Annotated in this window: 19 protein-coding genes and 1 tRNA gene; 6 read left to right on the top strand and 14 right to left on the bottom strand. The window is 68.8% G+C overall.

Annotated elements, in window-relative coordinates; translation table 11 throughout:
• Positions 1-143: 143 nt before the first annotated feature.
• Genes AC3IRM_RS00625 through AC3IRM_RS00615 form a run of 3 tightly spaced genes read right to left on the bottom strand, consistent with a single transcriptional unit; the run spans position 144 to position 3,368 of the window.
• On the bottom strand, positions 144-1,148 hold the full coding sequence (locus AC3IRM_RS00625; protein WP_489204415.1) for an ABC transporter ATP-binding protein: 1,005 nt from the start codon (positions 1,146-1,148) through the stop codon (positions 144-146).
• Between the two features lies 1 nt (position 1,149).
• Positions 1,150-2,214, bottom strand: a complete 1,065-nt coding sequence (locus AC3IRM_RS00620) for a FecCD family ABC transporter permease (protein ID WP_489204414.1) — start codon at positions 2,212-2,214, stop codon at positions 1,150-1,152.
• Positions 2,211-3,368, bottom strand: a complete 1,158-nt coding sequence (locus tag AC3IRM_RS00615; protein ID WP_489204413.1) for an ABC transporter substrate-binding protein — start codon at positions 3,366-3,368, stop codon at positions 2,211-2,213. The genes AC3IRM_RS00620 and AC3IRM_RS00615 overlap by 4 nt, the downstream gene beginning before the upstream one ends.
• A gap of 250 nt (positions 3,369-3,618) precedes the next feature.
• On the opposite strand from AC3IRM_RS00615, the gene AC3IRM_RS00610 reads away from it, so the two are divergent.
• On the top strand, positions 3,619-5,598 hold the full coding sequence (locus AC3IRM_RS00610; protein WP_489204412.1) for a TonB-dependent siderophore receptor: 1,980 nt from the start codon (positions 3,619-3,621) through the stop codon (positions 5,596-5,598).
• 128 nt (positions 5,599-5,726) lie between these two features.
• Here the strand turns inward: AC3IRM_RS00610 and bioC are convergent, their stop codons facing one another.
• Genes bioC through bioB form a run of 6 tightly spaced genes read right to left on the bottom strand, consistent with a single transcriptional unit; the run spans position 5,727 to position 11,084 of the window.
• Positions 5,727-6,629, bottom strand: a complete 903-nt coding sequence (bioC, locus tag AC3IRM_RS00605) for a malonyl-ACP O-methyltransferase BioC (RefSeq protein ID WP_489204411.1) — start codon at positions 6,627-6,629, stop codon at positions 5,727-5,729.
• On the bottom strand, positions 6,626-7,387 hold the full coding sequence (gene bioH, locus AC3IRM_RS00600) for a pimeloyl-ACP methyl ester esterase BioH (protein ID WP_489205960.1): 762 nt from the start codon (positions 7,385-7,387) through the stop codon (positions 6,626-6,628). Before bioH ends, bioC begins: the two co-directional genes overlap by 4 nt.
• Before the next feature lie 23 nt (positions 7,388-7,410).
• A complete protein-coding gene (locus tag AC3IRM_RS00595) occupies positions 7,411-8,415 on the bottom strand; it encodes a multidrug resistance efflux transporter family protein (protein WP_489204410.1) in 1,005 nt (334 codons plus the stop codon).
• Positions 8,412-9,647, bottom strand: coding sequence for an 8-amino-7-oxononanoate synthase (gene bioF / locus AC3IRM_RS00590; RefSeq protein ID WP_489204409.1), 1,236 nt, complete (start codon positions 9,645-9,647; stop codon positions 8,412-8,414). The genes AC3IRM_RS00595 and bioF overlap by 4 nt, the downstream gene beginning before the upstream one ends.
• Positions 9,637-9,999 carry a hypothetical protein gene (locus AC3IRM_RS00585; protein WP_489204408.1) on the bottom strand — a complete coding sequence of 121 codons (363 nt, stop codon included), beginning with the start codon at positions 9,997-9,999 and terminating at the stop codon, positions 9,637-9,639. The genes bioF and AC3IRM_RS00585 overlap by 11 nt, the downstream gene beginning before the upstream one ends.
• Positions 9,996-11,084, bottom strand: coding sequence for a biotin synthase BioB (bioB, locus tag AC3IRM_RS00580; protein ID WP_489204407.1), 1,089 nt, complete (start codon positions 11,082-11,084; stop codon positions 9,996-9,998). Before bioB ends, AC3IRM_RS00585 begins: the two co-directional genes overlap by 4 nt.
• Positions 11,085-11,133: 49 nt before the next feature.
• Here bioB and AC3IRM_RS00575 point away from each other — a divergent pair, with 49 nt between their 5' ends.
• Complete coding sequence (locus tag AC3IRM_RS00575; protein ID WP_489204406.1) at positions 11,134-11,874, top strand: ComF family protein; 741 nt, start codon at positions 11,134-11,136, stop codon at positions 11,872-11,874.
• Positions 11,875-12,043: 169 nt separating this feature from the next.
• On the opposite strand, the gene ubiA is transcribed toward AC3IRM_RS00575, so the two are convergent.
• Complete coding sequence (ubiA, locus tag AC3IRM_RS00570) at positions 12,044-12,964, bottom strand: 4-hydroxybenzoate octaprenyltransferase (RefSeq protein WP_489204405.1); 921 nt, start codon at positions 12,962-12,964, stop codon at positions 12,044-12,046.
• Positions 12,965-13,086: 122 nt separating this feature from the next.
• On the opposite strand from ubiA, the gene AC3IRM_RS00565 reads away from it, so the two are divergent.
• A complete protein-coding gene (locus AC3IRM_RS00565) occupies positions 13,087-14,253 on the top strand; it encodes a nucleotide sugar dehydrogenase (protein ID WP_489204404.1) in 1,167 nt (388 codons plus the stop codon).
• Positions 14,254-14,464: 211 nt separating this feature from the next.
• Positions 14,465-14,541: transfer RNA gene (locus AC3IRM_RS00560), tRNA-Arg, on the top strand.
• Between the two features lie 427 nt (positions 14,542-14,968).
• On the opposite strand, the gene AC3IRM_RS00555 is transcribed toward AC3IRM_RS00560, so the two are convergent.
• From AC3IRM_RS00555 to gpmI, 4 genes are all read right to left on the bottom strand, one after another.
• Positions 14,969-16,597 (bottom strand): S41 family peptidase, encoded by a 1,629-nt coding sequence (locus tag AC3IRM_RS00555; RefSeq protein WP_489204403.1) that lies wholly within the window; start codon positions 16,595-16,597, stop codon positions 14,969-14,971.
• Between the two features lie 284 nt (positions 16,598-16,881).
• Complete coding sequence (locus AC3IRM_RS00550) at positions 16,882-17,259, bottom strand: endonuclease domain-containing protein (RefSeq protein WP_489204402.1); 378 nt, start codon at positions 17,257-17,259, stop codon at positions 16,882-16,884.
• Between the two features lie 363 nt (positions 17,260-17,622).
• Positions 17,623-18,870, bottom strand: coding sequence for a murein hydrolase activator EnvC family protein (locus AC3IRM_RS00545; RefSeq protein WP_489204401.1), 1,248 nt, complete (start codon positions 18,868-18,870; stop codon positions 17,623-17,625).
• Positions 18,871-18,872: 2 nt separating this feature from the next.
• A complete protein-coding gene (gene gpmI, locus AC3IRM_RS00540) occupies positions 18,873-20,444 on the bottom strand; it encodes a 2,3-bisphosphoglycerate-independent phosphoglycerate mutase (RefSeq protein WP_489204400.1) in 1,572 nt (523 codons plus the stop codon).
• An 83-nt stretch (positions 20,445-20,527) separates the two neighbouring features.
• Here gpmI and AC3IRM_RS00535 point away from each other — a divergent pair, with 83 nt between their 5' ends.
• Both AC3IRM_RS00535 and AC3IRM_RS00530 read left to right on the top strand, forming a co-directional pair.
• Positions 20,528-21,271 carry a DUF4097 family beta strand repeat-containing protein gene (locus tag AC3IRM_RS00535; RefSeq protein WP_489204399.1) on the top strand — a complete coding sequence of 248 codons (744 nt, stop codon included), beginning with the start codon at positions 20,528-20,530 and terminating at the stop codon, positions 21,269-21,271.
• 387 nt (positions 21,272-21,658) lie between these two features.
• Complete coding sequence (locus AC3IRM_RS00530; protein ID WP_489204398.1) at positions 21,659-23,356, top strand: M28 family metallopeptidase; 1,698 nt, start codon at positions 21,659-21,661, stop codon at positions 23,354-23,356.
• Positions 23,357-23,519: the final 163 nt, after the last annotated feature.

Raw genomic sequence — 23,519 nt, 5'->3', positions numbered from 1 at the left:
TCCGTTCGCAGCGCGCGTCGAGCGCCCGGCATGGTCGCGACGCCGAAGTCCGAGGTGCGGGTGGAGCCGGACAGGTCACGTTCCTTGCGACCGGATGCCGTGACGGGCGCCGATGACGGCGCCTCGTTCCGCGGGTGCGCACGTCAGCGACGATTCCCTGCTTCGGCGGGACGGTCGGCGGCGCGCTCCAGGTCGGCGACGACCTGGGCAATCGAGCCGACCCCGGCATTGCCATCGAGCTGCCAACCCTGCCCTTCGCCCGCGCGGCGGATGCGGTGCGAGGCGGCGTCGGCATGCGCGACGGGCATGAAGCCTCGCCGCAGCAGCGCGCGCCGTAACCAGGTCGCATCGCTGCCGTCGACGGCCACGTGCACCGCCGTGCCGCCGCTGGGCGGCGTTTCGAATCGCCCGGACTCCAGTGAGAAACGCAGATTGTGCTGGTCGAACGCGGCGCCGATCGCGCCCGACAGCGCGATGTCTTCCGGCGCGCCATCGAGAAAGCGGCCCTCGCCGGGCAGCAGCCACAGGCGGTCCGCGGTTTCGAGCGAGAGTTCGAGGTCGTGGCTCGACAGCACGACCGCCACGCCCTGCTCGCGCGCGATACGGCGCAGCAGGTCGATGATCGTCACCCGGCTCGGCAGATCGAGAAATGCGGTGATCTCGTCGAGCAGCAACAACTGCGGCTGCTGGGCCAGCGCGCGCGCGATCATCACGCGCTGACGTTCGCCGTCGCTGAGGCTGTCGACGCTGCGTCCCGCCAGATGCGCGCCGTCCACGCGCGTGAGTGCGTCGGCCGCGATCCGCCGATCCGCATCGTCGAGTACGCCGCTCCAGCCGGTGTGCGGTTGCCGGCCCAGTTCGACGAGTTCGCGCACGCCCAGCGCACCGGCCTGCACGCGCTCGGTCAGCACCACGGCGATGCGCCGGGCGCGTTCGCTGCCCGACAGCGTTCGCACCGGCGTGCCCTCGAGGGTCACCGCCCCGGCGAGCGGCGCGAGGAAGCCGCCCAGCGTGCGCAGCAGCGTGGACTTGCCCTGCCCGTTGCGTCCGAGCAGGCAGACGAACTCGCCTGCGCGCACCTGCAGATCGGGCAGTTGCGCCAACACCCGACCCACGTAGCCGATTTGGAGATCGCGAACGGCCAGCACGTCAGCGCTCCGCCACGCGCAGGCTGCGCGCGGTCAACAGCAAGGCGATCACGACCGGTGCGCCGAGGATCGCGAGGATCGAATTGAGATGCAGGAAGTGCTGGCGCCACGGCAGATGCACGACGAAGTCGGCGACCAGCGCCAGCAGCGCGCCCAGCGCAAAGCTCGCGGGCAACAGGGCGCCGATGCGCGCCGAACCGATCAGCCCGCGCGCCAGATGCGGCGTGATCAATCCCACGAAAGCGACCGGCCCGCAGAACGCAGTGACCGGCGCGGCGAGCAGAATCGTCGCGGCGAGTACCCGCCGCCGCAACCGGGTGACATCGACGCCGAGGCTTTCGGCGTAGGTATCCCCGAGCAACAACGCAGTCAGCGGTTTCGCCAGCCACACCGCCATCGCAAGACCGAGCAGCAACGGCGGCAGCCAAGTCACGAAGTCCGGCCACGCGACCGAGGCAAAGGTCGCGTCATTCCACGAGGAGAAGATCCGCGACTGGGTGCGATTGGTGAAGTGCAGCAGCACGCCGATCAGGCCCTGGGCGAGGAATCCCAGCATCAGGCCGAGTACCAGCAGGGTGACCGAGCCGACACGGCGCGCCATCGCCGCCATCGCCAGCGCGACGCCCAGCGTGCCGAGCGCCGAGCCGGTCACGATGCCCAGGCCCGCCAACGCGCCGAGCGCCTGCAGCGCGGCCGGTCCGACCACGGCGCTGGCGACGACCACCAGGGCCGCGCCGAACTGTCCGCCCGCCATCAGCCCCATCGACCACGCATCGGCCAGCGGATTGCGGAACAGGGTCTGCATCAGCAGACCAGCGACGCCGAGCGCGCCGCCGCCCGCAATGGCGGCGAGCACACGCGGCAGGCGCAGGCCGGTGACGATGCGGTGCTCGGCGGAGTCCGGATCGAACCCGAACAGGCCATGCAGCACACGGCCGAAGGACAGCAGCTCATGGCCGATCGCCAGACTGGCGAACGCGGCGCATGCCAGCACGAGCAACGCCGCGGTCAGCGCCAGTGGCGCGCGCAAGTCGTGGCCATCGGCACGCATCGGCTGCGCGGTCATTGATACACGTCCTGCGGCAGCGGCTTGAGAAAGCGGAACGGCTCGGCGCGCAAATCGGGATGCAGCATCTTCACGAAATCAGCGAGCACCCAGTCCGGGCGGACGACGGCCGTCTGGTACCAGTCGTGTGCGTTCTCGCCCGGCAGACTGCGCCCGGTATTGCCGTAGAGATGGCCCGCACGCCAGGCGGGAAATGCATCGAGGACCGCGCGCCCGCGTGGCGGCGCGGCATGCAGATCGCCGATCAGCCAGATGTCTGTGGCGGCGGCCAGCGGCAGCAAGGCTTCGCTCGACACCGTTTCCGATGACCAGCGAGCCGGGTCCTCGTCGCGCGCCATCAGGTTGTTGCCGCCGGCGTCGGTGATATAGGCGGCCTCCGCGCCGCGCACCGTGGCAACCCAGCGATCGGCGCCATTGGGATAGGCCCACAACACGCCGGGGCGCGGGCGGTCCGCGACCTGCGCTTTGAGCGCGGCCACGTTCGCCTCGACCTCGTCGAACAGGCGCGTCGCCGCGGCGTCGGTGCCGGTCAGCAGCCCGAACAGCCGGATCCATTCGGCGCGGCCGAGATAGGTGGGCTCTTCTTCAGCAAACGTCGGCACAACGGTCAGGCCGAGCGCACGCGCACGCTGCAGCACCGGCGTCTGGGCCAGGTCCGAGAGGCGCATCAGGAAGACATCGGGCTGCCGCGCGATCAGCACGTCCAGATTCGGCGGCGCATGCCAGTTGTAGCCGATCTGGGCGATCTCGCCCGCTTTCGCCCGCTGCCGTGTCGTGTCGTCGAAGGAGGTCAGCCCGCCCACGGCGACGAGCCGGTCGGCGACGCCCAGCGCGGTGAGGAAGGCTTCGTCGACACCGTTGTTCGCGGCAATCGTCCCCACCGGCGTCCGGATGAGCGTGGCGCCTTGCAGTGCGCCGACCAGCGGCGGCGGCTCGACGCCCTCGGGCACCAGCACCAGCGTATCGGACTGTTCTTCGCGTGCGCCGCGCTGATCGGCCACCGGCGCGCGGACCCGCGCGACCACGAACCCCGGGTGCTGGACGAGCGTGAGATAGCGCGCATGCCGTAGCGCGATGGGCGTCCCGGGCGCGTCCAGACTGTCGTCGTCCATCGCCTTCGGCGTTCGCGGTGAACAGGCCGCGATCAGCAGCACCGCTAGAAAAAGGCATATCGCGCGCCGGGCGGCGCGCGACCTGTTACGGGTTTCGTCGTCTGCGCGGCAAGACATGCGTTCGCCTCGTCTGAATTGAATGTTATGTTATATCAATTCATACGAGGCTTTCTCAGTGCGCAGTCTTCTCAGTACCGCGATCGCGGCCACCGCTCTTTTCGCCGCCGCTCCCGGAGCCGCCCAAACGCCCACGCCTTCCGCGCTCGCGACCGACGCCGCAGCGTCGAGCCCTGTGGAACTGGACGCGGTGACGGTCTATGGCCGGCGCATCGGTCGTATTCCCGGCGAGACCGCGACCAAGAGCGGCGCGCCGGTGCTGGAGACGCCGTTCGCAGTCAACATCGTGCCGCGCGACCTGCTGGATCTGCGCAATGTCTCCAACATCGGCGAAGCGGCGGAAACCGTCAGCGGCGTACAGCGCACGATCGGCTTCTCGGGCAACCAGCGCTTCCGGATCCGCGGCTTCCAGGCGGTCAGCACCTTGCGCGACGGCTTCCGCCAGAGCGTGTCGCAGCCGGAAATCGACCTGCAGGGTGTGGACAGCATCGAGGTGCTCAAGGGGCCGGCGTCGGCGCTGTACGGTCGCTTCGAACCCGGCGGCGTCATCAACTTCGTCTCCAAACGCCCGCAGCCGGGCGCTGCGCATGCGTTCTCCTACACCGCCGGCGCCTACGACTACGCGCGCGCCGGTCTCGACCTCAACGCGCCCCTGCGCGCCGACGGCACCGTGCTCGGGCGTTTCAATCTCGGTTACGAAGATGCCGGCAGCTTCCGCGACGGCGTCGACAACCGGCAGCTGTATGTCGCACCGGTTGTCGACTGGCGCCCGGATGCGGACACCAGCGTGCTGCTGCGCATGGAATACCTCGACCGCGACGCTGCGTTCGACCGCGGCCTGGGCAACAGCCCGCGCTTTCTTGAACTACCGCTGGGCCGCAACTTCGGTGAGGAGTTCATGCGGATCGAGAAGCAGCAATGGACCGCGGGCGTCGAGCTGAACCGGCAGCTCGGTCGCGACTGGCGCCTGCGCATTGGCGGCTTTGTCTCGGACGTCGACGTACCGCGCGAGGACTTCTTCAACTACGGCTTCCCGGCGCTGGCCGGCAATACGGTCAATCGCAACTTCGTCAGCTACCACGAGCGGCAGAAGGACGCGACGCTGCAGGCCGAGCTCTACGGCGCCTTCGCGAGTGGCGGCGTGCGTCACAACGTCCTGGTCGGCGCCGAGCGCGTAGACGACCGGCTGCAGTTTCTGGACGGCCGCATCGCCTACGGGCAACCGATCGATCTGCTCAACCCGGTGCAGACCGGGAGACCCGACACCTACGAGCCGACCGGCGACAGTCGTTACGCCTATCGCACGCACGCGCTGTACCTGCAGGACGAACTGGCCTGGCAACGCTGGCGCCTGCTGGTGGGCGGCCGCGTGGAGCGCACGGAAACCGAGTCGTTCTATACCGGCGGCATCGACCAGGCGATCACACGCAAGGATTCGCCGTTCTCGCCCCGCGCCGGCCTGACCTTTCTGGTCACGCCCGACCTGTCGCTCTACACCAGCTGGGCACGCTCGTTCCGCAACGAGGCCGATGCCGGCTTGCTGGAAAGCGGCATCACGCCGAAGCCGACGCGCGGCGACCAGATCGAGGCGGGGCTGAAGTCCCTGCTGCTCGACGGACGCATGGAGGCGACGTTCGCCGTGTTCGATCTGCGCAAACGCGATGCGGTGGTGGCCGATCCGGTCGACTGGAATCTGGTCGTGCAGACGGGCGAGCTGCGCGTGCGTGGGGCCGAAGCCGAAGTCTCGGCGCGGCCGGTCGACCCATGGACGCTGGTGGCCTCGTATGCCTACTCCGACGCCACGATCACCGAGGACACCGATGCATTTCTCGTCGGCAACCGTCTTGCCGGCGTACCGCGACACCAGGCCAGCGTATGGACCTCTTGGGCATTCGACGGCGCGCTGTCGGGACTGACGCTGGGCGGCGGGGTGTTCCATGCAAGCGACCAGGCCGCGACGACCGCGAACAGTTTCGTGCTGCCCGGCTATACGCGTCTCGATCTCAACGCGCGTTACGCCTTCGGCGACGGCCTGGATCTGCTGCTCAATGTCGACAACGTGACCGACCGCCGCTACTTCATCACCGGCGGCTTCTCGCAGATCTATCCGCAGGCGCCACGCACCGCGCGCATCACCTTGACCAAGCGCTGGTGAAAGCCGTCCAGCGGCGTGTCGATTCGGCGCCGGGACGCATTTGTGCGATCCCGGCGATGGCGGGGTTCCAGCCGCGCTGAGACGCGGATTGCAGCCGACACGTGCGCCTGGCAGCGCACGCACCCGCGTCAGTCGCGACTGCGTCGCCGCACCGGAATCGAACCCGCATCGAAGCGCGCCAGTTCTTCCGCACCTTCGCGGATCGGCGCGCCATGCGGCGGCGACCAGGCCATCGCGGTGATCCACTCCCAGCTCGCGGGCAGGCCTTCGGGCGTGCGGAACTGTTCGTAGTGCGCGGCGGCGGCGGCGAAGCGGGCGCGGCCGGTGAGGGCGCGGCGGCGATCGGCGAGTGCGTTGGTCGCGCCGATCGCGCGTTGCTCGCGCATCAGCGCGGTCATGTCCGGATGCCAGTGCACGGCCACGTCGCGGTCGACGACCGGGTTGCGGAAGCCGGCGCGCATCAGCGCATCGCCGAATTCGGCGATTGAGGCGAACGGGCTGACATGCGGCTGCGCATCGGCAACGCCGAAGGATTCGCGCAGTTCGATCAGCGTCTGCGGCCCGAAGGTCGACACCAGCAGCAGGCCGTCCGGCTTGAGCACGCGGCGGAAGCCGGCGAACGCCGACGGCAGGTCTTCGATCCACTGCAGGCACAGGTTGGAGAACAGCACGTCGACGCTGTTGTCGGCGAAGGGCAGCAGGCGCAGGTCGGCGCAGACGCGGTCGACCGGTTTCTGCAGGCCGAGACGGTCGCGCCACCCCGTGCGTACGGGTGCCTGCTGCAGCATCGACAGCGAGAGATCGACCGCGACGACGCGCGATTTGGGCCAGCGCTGGCGCATGGTGAGCGCCGCATGGGCCGGGCCGCTGCCGACATCGAGTACGACGCCCGGCACGCGGTCGTCGAGATACTCGAGCGATTCCAGCAACTGCGCTTCCACGTCGCGTTGCAGTGCGGCGGTGGCGGCGTAGCTCGTCGATGCGCGCGAGAACGCGCGGCGGACCTGGCGGGGGTCGAAGATCGGTTTCATGGTGCGATGAGGAACTCGTGCAGCCGCGCGGCGACCGCGTCGGCGTGGGTCAGGAATGGCGCGTGGCCGGCATGGTCGATGGTGTGGGCGACCGCGTCGGGCGCCTGCGCGGCGGCGGCCTGCATCGCGCGCGGATCGACCAGACGATCGCGTCGACCGGACAGCCACAGGCTCGGCACTGCGAGGGACGGCAGCCGCGCACGCAGGTCCACGGTTTCGAGCAGACCCAGGCCGTCGGCAAGCACGTGCGCGGCCGGTTCGCCGCGCGCGAAGACTTCGGCGCGCAGCGCGCGCAGTTCACCGCGGGCATCGTCGGAACCGAAGGCTTCCAGCGCGATGAAGCGGTCCAGCGTGCCGCGGTAATCACTGCGCAGGCCGGTGGCGAAGTCACGGAAGGTCTCCGGCGACATGCCGTACGTCCAGTCGCTGCCGCGCACGAAGCGCGGGCTGGCGCACAGCATGACGAGCGCGGATACGCGATCGGGATGCAGCGCTGCCGCGTGCAAGGCGAACAGGCCGCCGAGCGACCAGCCGAGCCAGGGCGCGGGCGGCAGCAGGCCGACCAGTGCGTCGACGACCGGCGCGATCGCCAGCGGCAACGTGCTGTTGCGGCTCAGGCCATGGCCCGGCAGATCGACCAGGTACAGCGTGCGCTGCGCACGCAGGCGCTCGACCAAGGGCGCGAAGACGCCGCCGTGCATCGCCCAGCCATGCAGCAGCACCAGCGGCGCGCCCTCGCCCGCCACTTCGATGTGCAGGCCATGCGGATTGTCCAGTGTGTTCATGCGCCCTTGTCTCCACGCAACGCCTTGATGCGCCGCGCGCTGCCGGCCGCGGGTCGTGCGACGACGATCGCGAATGCCACGATGCCCAGCGTCACCACGACCGCACCGGTCAATGCGCGCCCCTGCGGCCACGCCTCCTGCAGGAACAGCGCACCGAGCAGCGCCGCGAACAGCAGCTCGGCGGCCTGCATCGCCTCGGCCGCGCCCAGCGCCACCGGGTTGTTGCGGACCATGCCGGTCGCCTGGAAGAACAGGATGGTCGCGATCACGCCCGCGCTCAGCGCGACGCCTGCCGCCAGCCACACCTGCGACATCGAAGGCGTACCGGCTTCATGCCAGGCGAACGCCGCGACCAGAAGCCACAGCGGCTGGCTGGCGAGCGTGAGCCCGAACACGCGCTGGGTCGCGTTGAGGTCTTTGCCGGTGCGTTCGAGATGCAGCAGCAACAGGCGATTGCCGAGCGGGTATGCCACCGCTGCGGTCAGCACGCAGGCCAGTGCGATCCAGCCGGCGGCATCGAGACCGGGACCGCCGTGACCGAACTGCATCAGCAGCACGCCGACGAGAATCGCCGCGGCGATGCCGAGCGCCGCGGGCGGAATGCGCCGGCGCGCATCGCGATACAGCAGCGGCGCGCACAACATGCCGGCGATCACCGTGAACTGGAAACTGCCGGCGACCAGCCATGCAGGTCCGCTGGATGCCGCGAACGAGAGCATGCAATAGAACAGCAGGAAGCCGATCGCGCTGCAGCGCAGCCACGCCCAGGGATGCGCGGCGATCGCGCGCAGCACCGGCCCCGCCCCGCCCTGAAAGGGCATCAACGGCAGCAGCAGCGGCAGGGTGATGAAGTAGCGCAGACACGCGGTCCATGCCCAGTGGCCACCGCCGCTCGCACTCGCACGATTGAGCACGTAGGTCAGGGTGAAGAACAGCGCGGAAACAAGTGCGATCCCGACCGCGAGCAACGCGCGGCGGGCGTCGTGTTGCGGATCGATCATGGTGTGGAGACGGCGGGTGTGGCTGCAGATGCACGCGGCAGCGCATCGCGCGCGGCGGCGAGTGCATCGACCAGGGCGTCGACATCGGCATCGGCGTGCGCGGCGCTGAGCGTCACGCGCAGGCGCGCCTGGCCTTCGGGCACGGTGGGTGGGCGGATCGCCGCGACCCAGAACCCGGCCGCATCCAGCGCGCGCGACATTGCCAGCGCCGTCGCGTTGTCACCGCAGCGCAGCGGCTGGATCGGCGTGTCGGACGGCATCAGATCAAGACCGCGGCGCTGCGCGCGCATGCGGAAGCGCTGCACCAGCGCGGTCAGCCGTTCGCGACGCCAATGCTCCTGGCGCGCGATGCGCACTGCGGCCAGCGCGGCGCCGGCAACCGCGGGTGGCAGCGCGGTCGTGTAGATGTAGGGACGCGCGGTCTCTGCGAGATGGCCAATGAGGTCGGCATCGCCCGCCAGCACCGCGCCGCAGCCGCCGAGCGCCTTGCCCAGCGTGACCAGCTGCAACGGCACCGCGTCGATGCCGAGTCGCGCGTCAGCGACACTGCCGCGGCCGTCGGGTCCGAGCACGCCCACGCCGTGCGCATCGTCGACGTACAGCAGCGCCTGCTGCACGCGCGCGACGATCGCCAGCTCGCGCAGCGGCGCGACATCGCCGTCCATGCTGAAGACCCCGTCGGTCGCGAGCACTGCCGCGCCATCGGGCAAGGTGCGCAACTGGCGCAACGCGCCCTGCGCATCGGCATGCGGATAGCGGCGCAGGCGACAGCCGGCCAGCCGCGCGGCATCGATCAGACTGGCGTGGTTGAGGCGATCCTGCACGCAGGCATCGCCGTCGCCGAGCAGGCCCTGCAGCACGGCGAGGTTCGCAGCGAAGCCACTGCCCAGCAGCAGCGCCGCCGGCACCTGCAGCCAGTCGGCGATCTCGCGTTCCAGTGCGTCGTGCAGGGCGTGATGACCGCTGACCAGATGCGAGCCGCCGCTGCCGGCGCCATGCAGCGCGGCGGCGTCCTGCAGCGCGCCGGAGACCTGGAAGTGCGACGCGAGCCCGAGGTAGTCGTTGCCGCAGAAGTTCAGCAGCCAGCGTCCTGCGCCCGAGCCGTCAAGCACTTCGCAACGCACGCCGTCGCGACGCGCGACCGTGCGCCGCACGCGACGCGCCTGCGCCAGCGTGCGGGCCTCGCGCGCGTCCCGCGCACGCGTGCGCAGATCGGGCCGCTCAGGCGCCACGGCCGGCCCAGATCGCCAGCGCGCCCATCGCGATCGCGGGCAATACGACCAGACCGTTGATCGCCACGCCGATGCGGGCCGAACGGTCGAGCTGCATGCGCGCAGCGTCCTGCGCATCGGACACGCTCTTGTGCGCGAGCAGCAGCACCGCCACGAACAGTGCGCCGGCGAACAGCAGATGCGCGCCGCCGTCACGGAAGAACAGCACGACGCCCCACATCAGCACGCCGACAGCGGCCAACCGCGCGATGGCCAGCAGCTTCGACTGCCCATCACGCACGGTCAGCGCGAATCCGCTCAGCCCCACCAGCGCCAACAGCGCCAGGTAGGCCCAGGCGAACCACGGGGTCATGCAGCGAAGCTCCGCGGGTGCTGCGGCAGCTCGATGATGTCGACGTGTGCGGTGCCGGGGTGATCGTGATGCTCGGCATCCACGTGCACCTGCATCGGCCGCAGGCCCAGCCGCGCGAACAGTGCCATGTCGCGTTCGGTATCCGGGTTGCCGGTGGTCAGCAGCTGCTCGCCGTAGAAGATCGAGTTGGCGCCGGCGAGGAAGCACATCGCCTGCAGCTCATCGCTCATGTCCTGACGACCGGCCGACAGCCGCACCATCGAGCGCGGCATCAGGATGCGCGCGACCGCGATCGTGCGGACGAAATCAAACGGGTCGATTTCCTCGGTGCCGTGCAGCGGCGTGCCTTCGACCTGCACCAGACGGTTGATCGGCACCGAGTCCGGATGCGAGGGCAAGTTCGCCAGCGTGCGCAGCAGTCCGGCGCGCTGGCGCCCGGTCTCGCCCATGCCGACGATGCCGCCGCAGCAGGTCTTGAGGCCGGCATCGCGCACGTGCTCGAGCGTGGTCAGACGGTCCTGGATTTCGCGGGTCTGGATGATCGAGTCGTAGAACTCGGGATCGGTGTCGAGATTGTGATTGTAGTAGTCGAGGCCGGCGTCTTTCAGCGCGCGCGCCTGGTCGCCGGTCAGCATGCCGAGCGTGGCGCAGGTCTCCAGACCCAGCGCCTTCACCTCGCGGATCATCGCGGCGACCTTCGGCACATCGCGATCCTTGGGCGAACGCCAAGCCGCGCCCATGCAGAAGCGCGTGGCCCCCGCGGCCTTGGCCTGGCGCGCCTTCTCCAGCACCGCGTCAGTCTCCATCAGCTTCGTCGCCTGCACGCCGGTGTGATAGCGCTGCGCCTGGGGGCAGTAGCTGCAGTCCTCGGGGCAGCCGCCGGTCTTGACCGACAACAGCGTGCTGACCTGGACCTCCGCCGGGTCGAAATGCTGGCGGTGCACGCTGGCAGCGCGAAACAGCAGCTCGGGCATCGGCAGCGCGAACAGCGCTTCGATCTCGCTGCGCGACCAGTCGTGACGGAGCGGCGCGTGGGCAGGAATGGGCTGGCCGGCGACTTCGCGGGCGTGGCTGACAACGGACATGGCGATCTACCGACGGTGACGGCGGGACAAGCCCGGCAGTCTGGAAAGCATGCCCGACGCTGTCAACCAGAATCCATCCGGCCCGGTTGACGGCGGCTGGCGGCGATGGCTCCGCAACCTGCTACACGGCGCCCTGCCCGGTCGCTGCCTGATCTGCCGCGAGCCGGGCGCAGCGGGCCGCGACCTCTGTCAGGCCTGCACCGCCGCGCTGCCGTGGATGCCGCATGCCTGCACCCGCTGCGCGCAGCCGCTGCCGGGCGGCGATCCAGTCTGCGGCGGCTGCCTGCGATCACCGCCGCCACTGGATGCGGTGATTGCCGCCTTCGATTACGGATTTCCCGTGGACCGGCTGCTGCCGCGTTTCAAGTTCCACCGTGATCTCGCGGCCGGCGCCCTGCTCGGCGAGTGCCTCGCGGCTGCGACAGCCGACGCGGTGCGCCCTGCGGCGCTGGTGCCCGTGCCGCTGCACCGGGTGCGCCTGCGCGAACGTGGCTACGACCAGGCACTGGAACTCGCACGCGTACTCGCACGTCGCCATGCGCTGCCGCTGCGCACCGATCTGTTGCGCCGGGTGCGCGCGACCGCGCCGCAATCGCGGCTCGATGCGAAGGCACGTCGACGGAATGTGCGCCACGCGTTCGCGATCCAGAGTCTGGTCGACGCGCCCGCACACGTGGTGCTGGTCGACGACGTCATGACCACCGGCGCCACGCTGCATGCGGCTGCACATGCGCTGCGGCGCGCAGGTGTGCGCCGCGTCGATGCGTGGGTCTGTGCACGGGTGCGCTGACGGCTATCCCGGACGCGGCTTCAGATGACCCACGAGCGTGCCTCTACGGCGTTCGCGCACTTGCCTGCACGCGATCGAGGCGCGGCAGGCACGGGGCCTGCGGGCTGCAGGGCCGGCTGACCAGATAGCGCCGCGCCCGGGTGATCGACGCAGCGCCGCGCGACGCGGATCAGTGCATCAGAACCGTCGCAGGCGGCAAGGCGTAATGCGCGGCGATGCCGGCGAAGATCATCATGCCGACCCAATGGTTGTGCAGGAATACCCGGAAGCAGGCGTCACGATCGCGATATCGCGCGACGAAGAATTCCCAGACGACGAGCAGTGCGGCGAGTGCAAGACCGAGCCAGTAGTTCGGCCCGAGCCCCGCCTCGCGCCCCACCAGCGCGAGCGCCGCGAATGCGAGCGTATACAGCACACCCTGCGCGACGAGATCCAGATCGCCGAACAGGATCGCCGTCGATTTCGACCCCGCGCGGATGTCGTCCTCGCGATCGACCATTGCGTACCAGGTGTCGTAAGCCGTGGTCCAGAAGATGTTCGCCACGAACAGTACCCAGCCGATCGGCGGCACCGTGCCCTGCACGGCCGCGAACGCCATCGGGATCGCCCAGCCGAACGAGATGCCCAGATACACCTGCGGCAGATAGGTGTGGCGCTTGAGATACGGATAGCTCGCGGCCAGGAAGATCCCGACGACGCTCATCGCAATGGTGAGCCGGTTCATCGTCAGCACCAGCGCGAACGCGACCAGCATCAGGGCCGCGAACAGCAGCAGGGCCTCGCGCCCACGCACCGCGCCGCTGGCGAGCGGCCGGTCCCTGGTGCGTTCGACATGCGGATCCAGCCAACGGTCGGCGTAATCGTTGATCACACAGCCCGCCGACCGCGTCAGCCAGACGCCGGCACTGAACACGCACAGCGTCCATAACGGCGGCACGCCGTCGGCCGCGATCCACAACGCCCACCACGTCGGCCACAGCAGCAGCAACCATCCGATCGGCCGATCCCCGCGCACCAGCGCCCAGTACTGCCGCAGGCGCTCGCGCCAGCGTGGGACGGCGGGTTCGGTGAAGCGTTCGTAGTCGTGCATGGCGATGGGAGGATACCAGCGCGTCGCAGGCACCCAGCCACGCCGGGGACGAAGACCCTGTGGTCGCGAAGCCGACACATTCCCCACCTAGCATCGCCGCGAGTCTCCCCCCGGACACGCGCATGCGCATCGCCATCGCCGGTACCGGCTACGTGGGTCTCTCCAATGCCCTGTTGCTGGCACAGCATCACACCGTGGTCGCACTGGACATCGATGCGGGTCGAGTGGAGGCGCTGAACCGGCGGGAGTCACCGCTCGACGACGACGAGATCAGGACGTACCTCGCGCGCCCCGAACTCGACTTCAAGGCGACGCTGGTCCCCGCAGAGGCGTTTGTCGGGGCAGCGTATGTGGTCATCGCGACACCGACCAACTACGACTCGGCGACCAATACCTTCAACACCCGATCCGTCGAAGCGGTCATCGCCAACGTGCTGGCGATCGAGCCGGACGCCACGATGATCATCAAGTCGACCGTCCCCGTCGGCTACACCGAACGTGTGCGCGCGATGTTCGGCACGGATCGCATCATCTTCTCGCCCGAATTCCTGCGCGAAGGCCGGGCACTCCACGACAATCTCTATCCGAGCCGCATCGTGGTCGGCGAGCGGTCGGAGCGCGCGTCCGTCTTCGCTGAACTCCTGCGGGAAGGCGCACTCAGATCAGATGTGCCCATCCTCTTCACGAAGTCGACGGAAGCTGAAGCCATCAAGCTGTTCGCGAACACCTATCTCGCGATGCGCGTCGCGTATTTCAATGAACTCGACAGCTACGCATGCACGCATGGACTCGACACACGCCAGATCATCGAAGGCGTCTGCCTCGATCCACGCATCGGCGGCCACTACAACAATCCGTCTTTCGGCTACGGCGGTTATTGCCTGCCGAAGGACACACGCCAGCTGCTCGCGAACTACGACGCGGTGCCGCAGAACCTGATCCAGGCCATCGTGTCGGCGAACACCACGCGCAAGGATTTCATCGCGGCCGACATCGTGCGTCGCAATCCGAAGGTCGTCGGTATCTATCGACTCGTGATGAAAGCAGGCAGCGACAACTTCCGCGCCTCCGCCATCCAGGGCGTGATGAAACGGATCAAGGCCAAGGGCATCGAGGTGATCGTGTACGAGCCCGTCCTCGACGCACCGGATTTCTTTCGCTCTCGCGTGGTCAACGACCTCACCGCGTTCAAGCAGCAGGCCGATCTGATTCTCGCGAACCGGATCACGGACGAGATCCGCGATGTCGAGGACAGGGTCTACAGCCGGGATCTGTTCGGTGGAGACTAAGGCGCTGGTGGGCCGCCCCTAGCGGCCTGTCCCTGCGCGGCTGCACAGGACGATTCCCGGTGTGCGTCGGATGCGCAGATACTCCACCGGGGCACGATCGGACGTCGACGCGATGCCGGCCCACCCGCGAATTCGTGGGCTGTCTGCAGGTGCGCGGTTTCGATACAATGCGCGACCGCCCTGCCCGATGTCCCGGCGCGGTGTGGACGATGCGCCTGTAGCTCAGCCGGATAGAGTAGTGGCTTCCGAAGCCATTGGTCGGGGGTTCGAATCCCTCCAGGCGCACCATTTTTGCGATGTTCGACGCGGTGGGTTTCCCGCGGTCCGGAACGTGTCGCAGCCTGATTTCCTGTGTGTTCTGTCTGGTTGACGTCGCATGTCGCCATGGATGCCTGCGCGCTGATTGACGCGGCGCGGGGTCGATGCATCAGTCGGTGAGCGCCGGCCGGGTAGCGCGTTTACTCCGGTAGCCGGTGGCCGCTGCTGGGCTGGGCGCTACGACGTGTGGCTCTCCATGGCGTTGCTCATGGGCTGGCTGTGCGGTCAGTTCCTGATTGCTGGGCAAGCGCTCGATCAATGTCAACATGCGCCCCAGCGTGCGCTGGGCGACGGTGGACGCGTGCCCGCGTCCGCTGCCTGTTTCTGCGTGGACGACATGCGGGGCAGAGTCGCTGGGCCCCGGCCTGCGCCGGGGCGACGGCGCTTCCAACTGCGATCAGGACGTTGGCGACGGCTCGGCTGCTTCAGGCGCCGTGGTGGGATCCATCGCAGGCATTTCAGGATCGGTCGATATGTCGGGCTGCGTGGCAGGCGCTGCCTGCGGCGCGGGTCCGGTCGTCGGTTCCGTGGCCGGTGCCTGCTCCGTCATTGGCGCAGGCTGGGGGACGGGCGCCGGGGTTGTCGCAGGCGCAGCGTCGGTAGCCTGCGCGGGCGCCGCGACAGGCGGGGTGGCGTCCCCAGATACCTGGGCGGTTGGCGACCACGGCTTCTTCAGTTCGGCCAGTGCGGCGTTGATCGGGCCGTCGCCGGGCAGGGCTTCGCCGCCGGTGGAGCCGTCTTCCTCGTCGCCCTGCAGATGGCCCGGCAGGTTGGCTTCGGTGTAGACCGTGGCGGCGCGCGGGGCATTGGGGTCGGCGGTTTCCGCGCCGTCGGGGCGCAGGGTGGTGTCGGGGTCGATGCCGCGGGCCTGGATCGAGCGACCGCTCGGGGTGTAGTAGCGGGCGGTGGTGAGCTTGACCGAGTCGCCGTTGTCGAGCGGCAGCACGGTCTGCACCGAGCCCTTGCCGAAGGTGCGGCTGCCGATGACGCGGGCGCGGTTGTTGTCGCGCAGCGCGCCGGCCAGTACTTCCGACGCGCTGGCCGAACCGACGTCGACGAGCACGATGACCGGCGCACCGTCGAGCAGGTCGCCCGGCGTGGCGCTGAATTCCGCATCGCTGATCGGAATGCGGCCACGCGTGCTGACGATCTTGCCGCTGTCGAGCAGGTCGTCGGCGATCTGCACCGCGGAGGTCAACAGACCACCCGGGTTGCTGCGCAGGTCGATCACCAGACCACGCAGCGTGCCGCCGGACTGCTGCTTGAGCTCGCCGACGATGCGGCTGAAGTCGGCCGCGGTGTCGACCTGGAACTGGCTCAGGCGGATGTAGCCGTAGCCGGGCTCGAGCATGCGGCCGCGGACGCTGACGACGCGGATCGTTTCGCGGTCGACGCGCAGTTCCAGCGGTGCGCTCTCGCCATCGCGCAGCACGCCGAGCATCACCGAGGTCCCGGGCGCACCGCGCAGGGGACCGGCGCCGTCGTTGTCGGATGGCGTCAGCGTGCGGCCATCGACGCTGATGATCACGTCACCCGCGCGGATGCCGGCCTTCTCGGCGGGCGTGCCGTCGATCGGCGCGATGACGCGCATGCTGCCGTCACCCAGATACATCACTTCGACGCCGATGCCGTCGTAGGCGCCCTCGGTGCCTTCGTCGAAGGCTGCGGCGGTTTCTTTCTGCATGTACACGCTGTGCGGGTCGAGATCGAGCAGCAGGCCGCGGATTGCCGAGGACATCAGCTTGCTGTCTTCGACGGGCTCGACGTAGGCCTCGCGCACGGCGTTGAAGACGCCGACGTAGCGGCGGATCTCCTGCAGCGGCACACGATTGGACGCCTGCTCCATCGCGCCGGGATCGTCGCTGGCGGCGACCGGGATTTCGGCGTCGTCCGCAGCCGATGGCGCGTCGGTCGGCGCGGTCGCGGGCGGCGCGGGTTCCGACGCGTCCTCGGGCGGCGGGCTCTGCGCGAACGCGACTGGCGACATCAGCAGGGACAGGGCCAGCGTCAGTGAACTCACGCGCATGCAGGACTCCGGGGAAAGGCGGGCGACACGCGCGGTCGCGCGACGCTCGATTATGCGGGCAGGGTGCGTGAATGCGTTAAAGGCGGGCGGGGATGTTCAGTTCTGTGGGTGCGGTGAGTGGCGGGCGTCTCTGGCCGCGCGCTCGTTTGTCGGTGTAGGCGTGAAGTCGCACGGTCGAAGTGGACTGCGGTCGGCGGCCCTCACCCCAACCCCTCTCCCGGAGGGAGAGGGGCTTGCGTCTGCACAAGCGTGCTGTCCGATCTGGTTATCCGATCGAAAGCCGCTCAACGCAGCTTGAGCCCATCTCCCCTTGGGAGAGTGGTTGGGGTGAGGGCGACAAGCGCGAGGATGACTTCAAGCACGTATTCCGTGCGCACCAGGGCATCGTGATTCCAGAAGCGCAGCACGCGATAGCCGCGGCGTTCCAAAAATCGTGTGCGATCCGCATCGATATCGTCGCCGTGCTGCGCGCCATCGAGTTCGACGATCAGCCTGGCCTCGACACTGAGAAAGTCGACGATGAAAGGCCCGACGGGTTGCTGCCGTCTGAACTTCGCCCCGAGACGCCGGTCGCGCAGGTGGAACCACAGCAGGCGTTCGGCGTCGGTGGATTCGCGGCGGAGGTGGCGCGCGAATTGAAGCTTGGCGGAGTTGCACTGCATGCGCAGGACTCCAAGGGTCCGGCTGCAGTGTCGAGGTGCGTGGGTGTGGGTTCGCTCGGGGGAGGCGGGATCGAGCCGTGGGGGATTGCCGCGGCGGGGTCTGTCGCCTGGCTCCGAAACAGGTCTCAGCGAGCGTCTACCCTCACCCCAACCCCCACTCCGCGCCCCGGCCCTCGCAATGGCGCGAGGGCATTCGTCGGCACGCGAGCCGATGGCTCGCAAGCGTTGCCGCCTCACCCCAAAGGAAGAGTGACTCGTTCAGTGCGAGCGCCGGGCCGTTAGCCCCTCTCCCCTTGGGAGAGGGGTTGGGGTGAGGGCGCTTCTGACACAGGCCACTTTCAGCTTCCGGCACTCAACCCAGAATCACCGCCGCTGCAACCACGTCGTCGGATTCACCGGCGCGCCGTTCTGGCGCAGCTCGAAGTACAGGCCGCTGCGGCCCTGGCCGCCGGAGCTCCCCACGCTGGAGACGGTGTCGCCGCGGCGCACCGTGTTGCCGACGCTCTTGAGCAGGCCGTCGTTGTGCGCGTAGAGGCTCATGTAGCCGTTGCCGTGGTCGACGATCAGCAGCATGCCGTAGCCGGTCATCCATTCGGCGAAGACCACGGTGCCATCAGCGACGGCTTTGACCGCGGTGCCCGCCGGCGCGCCGATCAGGATGCCGGTGCTGCTGCGGCCGTCGGGCAGTTTGCCGCCGTAGGCGGTGAGCAGGCTGCCGCTGACCGGCCAGCCGAGGCCGCCGACCTGCGGCGCAGTCGTGCGGGCGACCTGGGTCGGGGGACGCGACGGGGGACGCGGTCGTCCCGCGGCGGTCGCTTCCCGGGCCTCGCGCGCTTCGCGTTCGCGCGCGGCGGCGGCTGCAGCGCGGCGCTCTGCTTCGGCACGGCGCGCAGCCTCGCGCAACTGGGTGAGCACGCGTTCGAGCGAGCGGGCATCGCGGCCGAGTGCTTTTTCGCGTGCACTGCGATCGCTGAAACGCGACTCGATGCCCTTGACCGCTTCAGCGCGCTGGCTGCGATCGCTTTCGACCTTGGCCAGCTGCGCACGTTGCTCGACCTGCGCGGCTTCGAGCGCGGCGCGGCGGTCGTGGATGGCCGCTTCGATCCCGTCGAGTTCTGCCGCTTCCGCACGCAGTTCGGAAATGCGCGTGCTGCGCTGCTGCTGCAGATAGCGGTGATAGGTCAGCAGTCGGCCGGCGTCGGCGACGCGATCCTGCGCGAGCATCAGTTTGAGCGCGGCCTCGTCGCCGACGGTGTAGGCGGCGCGCACCAGCGCGGCGAGTTCGGCGCGGCGCGCTTCCACCGTCGATTCGAGTTCGACCCGGCGCACCTGCAGCTTCTCCAGCGCGATCTGTTCTTCGGCGAGTTTGATGCGCGTGTCGCGCAGCGCGCGCGCGGAGGTCGACACCTGTTCGTCGGCCGCGCGCAGCTCGCGTGCCGCTTCGCCGCGCTGGCCTTCGAGACGGCGACGCTCGGCGGCGACATCACGCAGTTCCTTGCGCACGCGCTCGAGCCGGCGCTCGGTCTCGCGGCTGTTCTGCGCCGCGGCGTCGAGCACGGGCAGCGCTGCAACCAGCAGCGCGACCAGCAGCAGCGCGCGGCCGCGGGCCATGTTCAGCCGGCGGCCTGCAGCAGGCTGCGACCGGTCATCTCGGCCGGCGCTTCGACGCCGATCAGATCGAGGATGGTCGGCGCGAGATCGCGCAGGGCACCGCCACCACGCAACGGCACGTCGCGGCTGCCGACGTAGACCAGATCCACCGGACCGACCGTGTGCGAGGTGTGCGGCTCGCCGGTTTCCGGGTCGCGCATCATTTCGACGTTGCCGTGGTCGGCGGTGACCAGCAGTTCGCCGCCCAGTTCGCGCACGACCGCGACGATCTCGCCGACCGCCTTGTCTACCGTTTCAACGGCCTTGATCGCCGCGGCCAGCACGCCGGTGTGGCCGACCATGTCCGGATTGGCGAAGTTGCAGATCACCACGTCGAAACGCTGGTCGCGCACGGCCTGCACGAGTTTGGCGCAGACTTCGGGCGCGCTCATTTCCGGCTGCAGATCGTAGGTCGCGACCTTGGGGCTCGGCACGAGGATGCGGTCCTCGCCCGGATAGGGATCCTCGCGGCCGCCGCTCATGAAGAACGTCACGTGCGCGTACTTCTCGGTCTCGGCGATGCGCAGCTGGGTCAGCCCGTTCGCACCGAGCACCTCGCCCAGCGTGTTCGGCAGCGTGTCAGGCGCGAACGCGAGCGGCGCCGGCAGGCGCGCGTCGTATTCGGTGAGGCAGACGAAGCGCGCGAGCTGCGGACGCCGTGCCTCGAAGCCGGCAAACGCGGGATCGACAAACGCGGCCGTCAGCTGACGCGCGCGATCGGCGCGGAAGTTCATGAAGACGACGGCATCGCCATCGGCCATCGGCGTGGCGCCGTCGATGACGGTCGGCAGTACGAACTCGTCGTTCTCCTCGCGCGCATAGGCGGCGTGCAATGCGGCGACCGCATCGGGCGCGTGGTGCGGCGATGTCGCATCGACGATCGCGTCCCAGGCCAGGCGCACGCGCTCCCAGCGATTGTCGCGGTCCATCGCGTAGTAGCGACCGGACACGCTGGCCACGTGCGCGTTGCCGAGCGCGGCGCAGTGATCCTGCAGTGCGCGCAGGCTGGGTTCGGCCGAACGCGGCGGCATGTCGCGGCCGTCGGTGAACGCATGCACGGCCACGCGGGCGACGCCGCGTTTCGCGGCGAGGTCCAGCATCGCGGCCAGATGCGCCTCATGGCTGTGCACGCCGCCGGGCGACAGCAGACCCATGACGTGCAGCGTGCCGCCGTTGGCACGCACCGCGTCGCAGGCGGCGAGGAGTTCGGCATTGTCGAAGAAGCTGCCGTCCTCGATCGCCGCGTCGATGCGAGTCAGATCCTGGTAGACGATGCGGCCGGCGCCGATGTTCATGTGGCCGACTTCGGAATTGCCCATCTGCCCGTCCGGCAGGCCGACGTGGCGGCCCTCGGTGTGGATCAGCGTGGTCGGGTGCTCGGCCAGCAGACGGCGCCAGTTGGGCAGATCCGCGAGCGCCAGGGCGTTGTCGCGCGGGTCGTCGCGGTGCCCCCAGCCATCGAGGATCAGCAGGACGACGGGGCGCGGACGGGGAGAGCTGGCGGCGTGCGGCACGACGATCGACCCAGTGACCAAAGACAGATGCGATTGTAGCGAAGCGGGGGCAAGCTACCTGTCGACGGGTTCCGGCCCGCCCTTCCATTCACGAGGTCACGGTCATGTCCCCTGCCCCTGCGCGCTTGCGCACCGCCCCCCTGCTGCTCGCCGCCGCCCTTGCGCTGGCCACCGGCGCCGCATTCGCGCAAGAGGACATTTCCAAGGTCAACGGCGGCGTCGAGGCAGAAGCCGGCCAGACCTACCGCGACCTGAGCACGGTCAACGGCGGCATCCGCATCGGCGACGGCGCCAGGACGCGCAACGTGGAGACCGTCAACGGTGGTATCCGCGCCGGCGACGGCATCCAGGTCGAGGACATGGAAACCGTCAATGGCGGCATCCAGGTCGGTGCCCGCGCGCAGGCGAAATCGCTGACCACGGTCAATGGCGGCATCCGCGTCGGCACCGACGCGCAACTCGGCGGCAACATCGAAAGCGTCAGTGGCGGTGTGTTCGTCGACCGCGGCGGCCGCGTCGACGGCAACGTCACCACGGTCAATGGCGCGATCGGCATGGTCGGCACCGAGGTCACCGGCGACGTGAAGACCGTCAACGGCGACGTCACCATCGGCGCCGGTTCGCGCGTACGCGGCAAGCTGGTGATCGACAAGCCGTCGTCGAGCTGGTTCCCGGTGACGATCAGCCGTCGCAACCCGCGTGTGATCATCGGTCCCGATGCGATCGTCGACGGCCCGCTGGAATTCAAGCGCGAAGTCACCCTGTACGTGCACACCAGCGCCAGGACCGGCGCGATCAGCGGCGCGACCGCGGTGCCCTACGACAGTGCGCGGGCGCCGCAGGAGTAAGGGCGCGAGCGATCTGTGGCCGCGTATCTGATTGCACATCGCGATCTCGATTGAGGTCGCGGCACACGCAGGCATCAAGCACCTCTCCCTCCGGGAGAGGTCGAAGCGCACAGCGCTTCGGGTGAGGGTTGAGTTCTACACACGTGGAGCCCGAAAAGCACCCTCACCCCAACCCCTCTCCCAGAGGGAGAGAGGCTCGAAAGCAGAGCAAGAGCGGGCAGTTTGAAATGCGCTGCAACGCAGAAAGCCAAGCACCTCGCCCTCTGGAAGATTGACGTCCGATCTGCATCGCCGTCGCGCCGGAGCAAGCACGCAGTAGCCACCCAAAAGCATCACCCCATGAACGCACGTATAGTGCGGCCTCCACGATTTTCCGGAGATTCCAGGATGCGCAAACCTCTTCTGCTGCTGGCGTTGCCGGCCGCGCTGGTCCTCGCCGCGTGTGGCGACAAGGCCGCCACGCCGGATGCGGCCACGCCGCCCGATGCCCAGGCCGAGCACACGTTCTCGCCCGACATCACCGCTGGCGATTTCGGCGAGATGGTGCGCGTGCTGGCATCCGACGAGTTCGAGGGCCGCGCGCCCGGCACCGCCGGTGAAGACAGGACGGTCGAGTACATCAAGGCCCAGTTCGAGCGCATCGGCCTGCAGCCGGGCGGCGACAACAACGACTGGTACCAGACGGTGCCGATGGTCGAGACCACCGCCGATCCGTCGACCGTGCTGCGCCTGCGCAACACCGCGGGCGAGCGTGAGCTGAAGTTCGGCGACGAGATGGTGATCGGTACGCGCACTGGCCAGACCGACATCAATGTCGCCGACAGCGAACTGGTGTTCGTCGGCTACGGTGTCGATGCGCCGGAGCAGAACTGGAACGACTACGCCGGCCTCGACCTCAAGGGCAAGACCGTCGTCATGCTGGTCAACGACCCGGGCTTCCACGCCAACGACGCGACGTTGTTCGACGGCGAGAAGATGACCTACTACGGTCGCTGGACGTACAAGTTCGAGGAAGCCGCGCGCAAGGGCGCGGTGGCCGCGCTGATCATCCACGACACGCCGGGCGCCTCGTACGGCTGGGACGTGGTGAAGAATTCCTGGTCGGGCGCGCAGTTCGACCTGCGCGCCGAGGACGATCCGGAACCGCGCCTGCCGGCGCAGGGCTGGATCACCGGCGACGTCGCGAAGCAGCTGTTCGCCGACGCGGGTCTCGATCTCGACGAACAGATCAAGGCCGCCAACACCCGCGGCTTCAAGCCGGTGCCGCTCAACGCGACGGTCGGTTTCGATCTCAAGAGCACGATCGCCGAGAAGAGCTCGCGCAACGTGATCGGCATCCTGCCGGGCACCGAGGCGCCGGACGAGGCGATCCTCTATCTCGCGCACTGGGATCACCTGGGCAAGCACGAAGGTGAGGGCGACACGATCTACAACGGCGCCATCGACAATGCGACCGGCGTGGCCGGCATCATCGAGATCGCCGAGAAGTTCGCCACCGCCGAGCCCAAGCCGAAGCGTTCGCTGGTGTTCCTGGCCGTCACGCTCGAAGAGTCGGGCCTGCTGGGCAGCAAGTACTACGTGGCGCAGCCGAGCATGGGTCTGGCGCAGACGGTCGGCGTGATCAATCTCGATGCCATGAGCGTCGCCGGTCCGTCGCGTGACTTCGTGGTCACCGGCAAGGGCAACTCGGAACTCGAGGACATCCTCAAGACCTACGCCGACCAGCAGAACCGCACCCTGGTGGAAGAAGGCAACACCGCCGGCGGCTTCTACTTCCGCTCCGATCATTTCAACTTCGCCAAGGCCGGCGTGCCGGCGCTGTATGCGAAGGGCGGCAACGATCTGGTCGAAGGCGGCGCTGCCGCGGGCAAGGCCGCGACCGACGACTACGCCACGCGCTATCACCAGCCGAGCGACGAGTACAACGCCGACTGGAACCTCGAAGGCGTGGTGCAGGATCTCGAAGCGCTGTACGGCGTGGGCCGCACGCTCGCCGACGACGGCCAGTGGCCGAACTGGTACGAGGGCAACCCGTTCAAGGCCGCGCGCGACCAGATGCGCAGCGAAGCGGGCGGCGCGCCGTAAGGCGTCGCCGGTCCACATGTGACACGAAGGCGGCGACAGTGATGTCGCCGCTTTTTTTGAGAGCAGCGTCGTCCACGCTGCAAAAGATCGAAAGCCCTCCCCCATCCATGGGGAGGGCTCGATCCGTCTCACCTCGCGCGCTCAGGCAGGACACCACCCGCGT

Source organism: Luteimonas sp. KH_071 (assembly GCF_057838005.1).
The sequence above is the reverse complement of the archived record's forward strand: the minus strand, read 5'-3'. Positions and strand labels throughout refer to the sequence as shown.

Excerpts from the sequence above, each read along its gene's own strand:
- AC3IRM_RS00620 (WP_489204414.1), bottom strand. The coding sequence starts at position 2,214 with ATGACCGCGCAGCCGATGCGTGCCGATGGCCACGACTTGCGCGCGCCA.
- bioC (WP_489204411.1), bottom strand. The coding sequence starts at position 6,629 with ATGAAACCGATCTTCGACCCCCGCCAGGTCCGCCGCGCGTTCTCGCGC.
- AC3IRM_RS00595 (WP_489204410.1), bottom strand. The coding sequence starts at position 8,415 with ATGATCGATCCGCAACACGACGCCCGCCGCGCGTTGCTCGCGGTCGGG.
- AC3IRM_RS00585 (WP_489204408.1), bottom strand. The coding sequence starts at position 9,999 with ATGACCCCGTGGTTCGCCTGGGCCTACCTGGCGCTGTTGGCGCTGGTG.
- bioB (WP_489204407.1), bottom strand. The coding sequence starts at position 11,084 with ATGTCCGTTGTCAGCCACGCCCGCGAAGTCGCCGGCCAGCCCATTCCT.
- AC3IRM_RS00575 (WP_489204406.1), top strand. The coding sequence starts at position 11,134 with ATGCCCGACGCTGTCAACCAGAATCCATCCGGCCCGGTTGACGGCGGC.
- ubiA (WP_489204405.1), bottom strand. The coding sequence starts at position 12,964 with ATGCACGACTACGAACGCTTCACCGAACCCGCCGTCCCACGCTGGCGC.
- AC3IRM_RS00565 (WP_489204404.1), top strand. The coding sequence starts at position 13,087 with ATGCGCATCGCCATCGCCGGTACCGGCTACGTGGGTCTCTCCAATGCC.
- AC3IRM_RS00555 (WP_489204403.1), bottom strand. The coding sequence starts at position 16,597 with ATGCGCGTGAGTTCACTGACGCTGGCCCTGTCCCTGCTGATGTCGCCA.
- AC3IRM_RS00550 (WP_489204402.1), bottom strand. The coding sequence starts at position 17,259 with ATGCAGTGCAACTCCGCCAAGCTTCAATTCGCGCGCCACCTCCGCCGC.
- AC3IRM_RS00545 (WP_489204401.1), bottom strand. The coding sequence starts at position 18,870 with ATGGCCCGCGGCCGCGCGCTGCTGCTGGTCGCGCTGCTGGTTGCAGCG.
- AC3IRM_RS00535 (WP_489204399.1), top strand. The coding sequence starts at position 20,528 with ATGTCCCCTGCCCCTGCGCGCTTGCGCACCGCCCCCCTGCTGCTCGCC.
- AC3IRM_RS00530 (WP_489204398.1), top strand. The coding sequence starts at position 21,659 with ATGCGCAAACCTCTTCTGCTGCTGGCGTTGCCGGCCGCGCTGGTCCTC.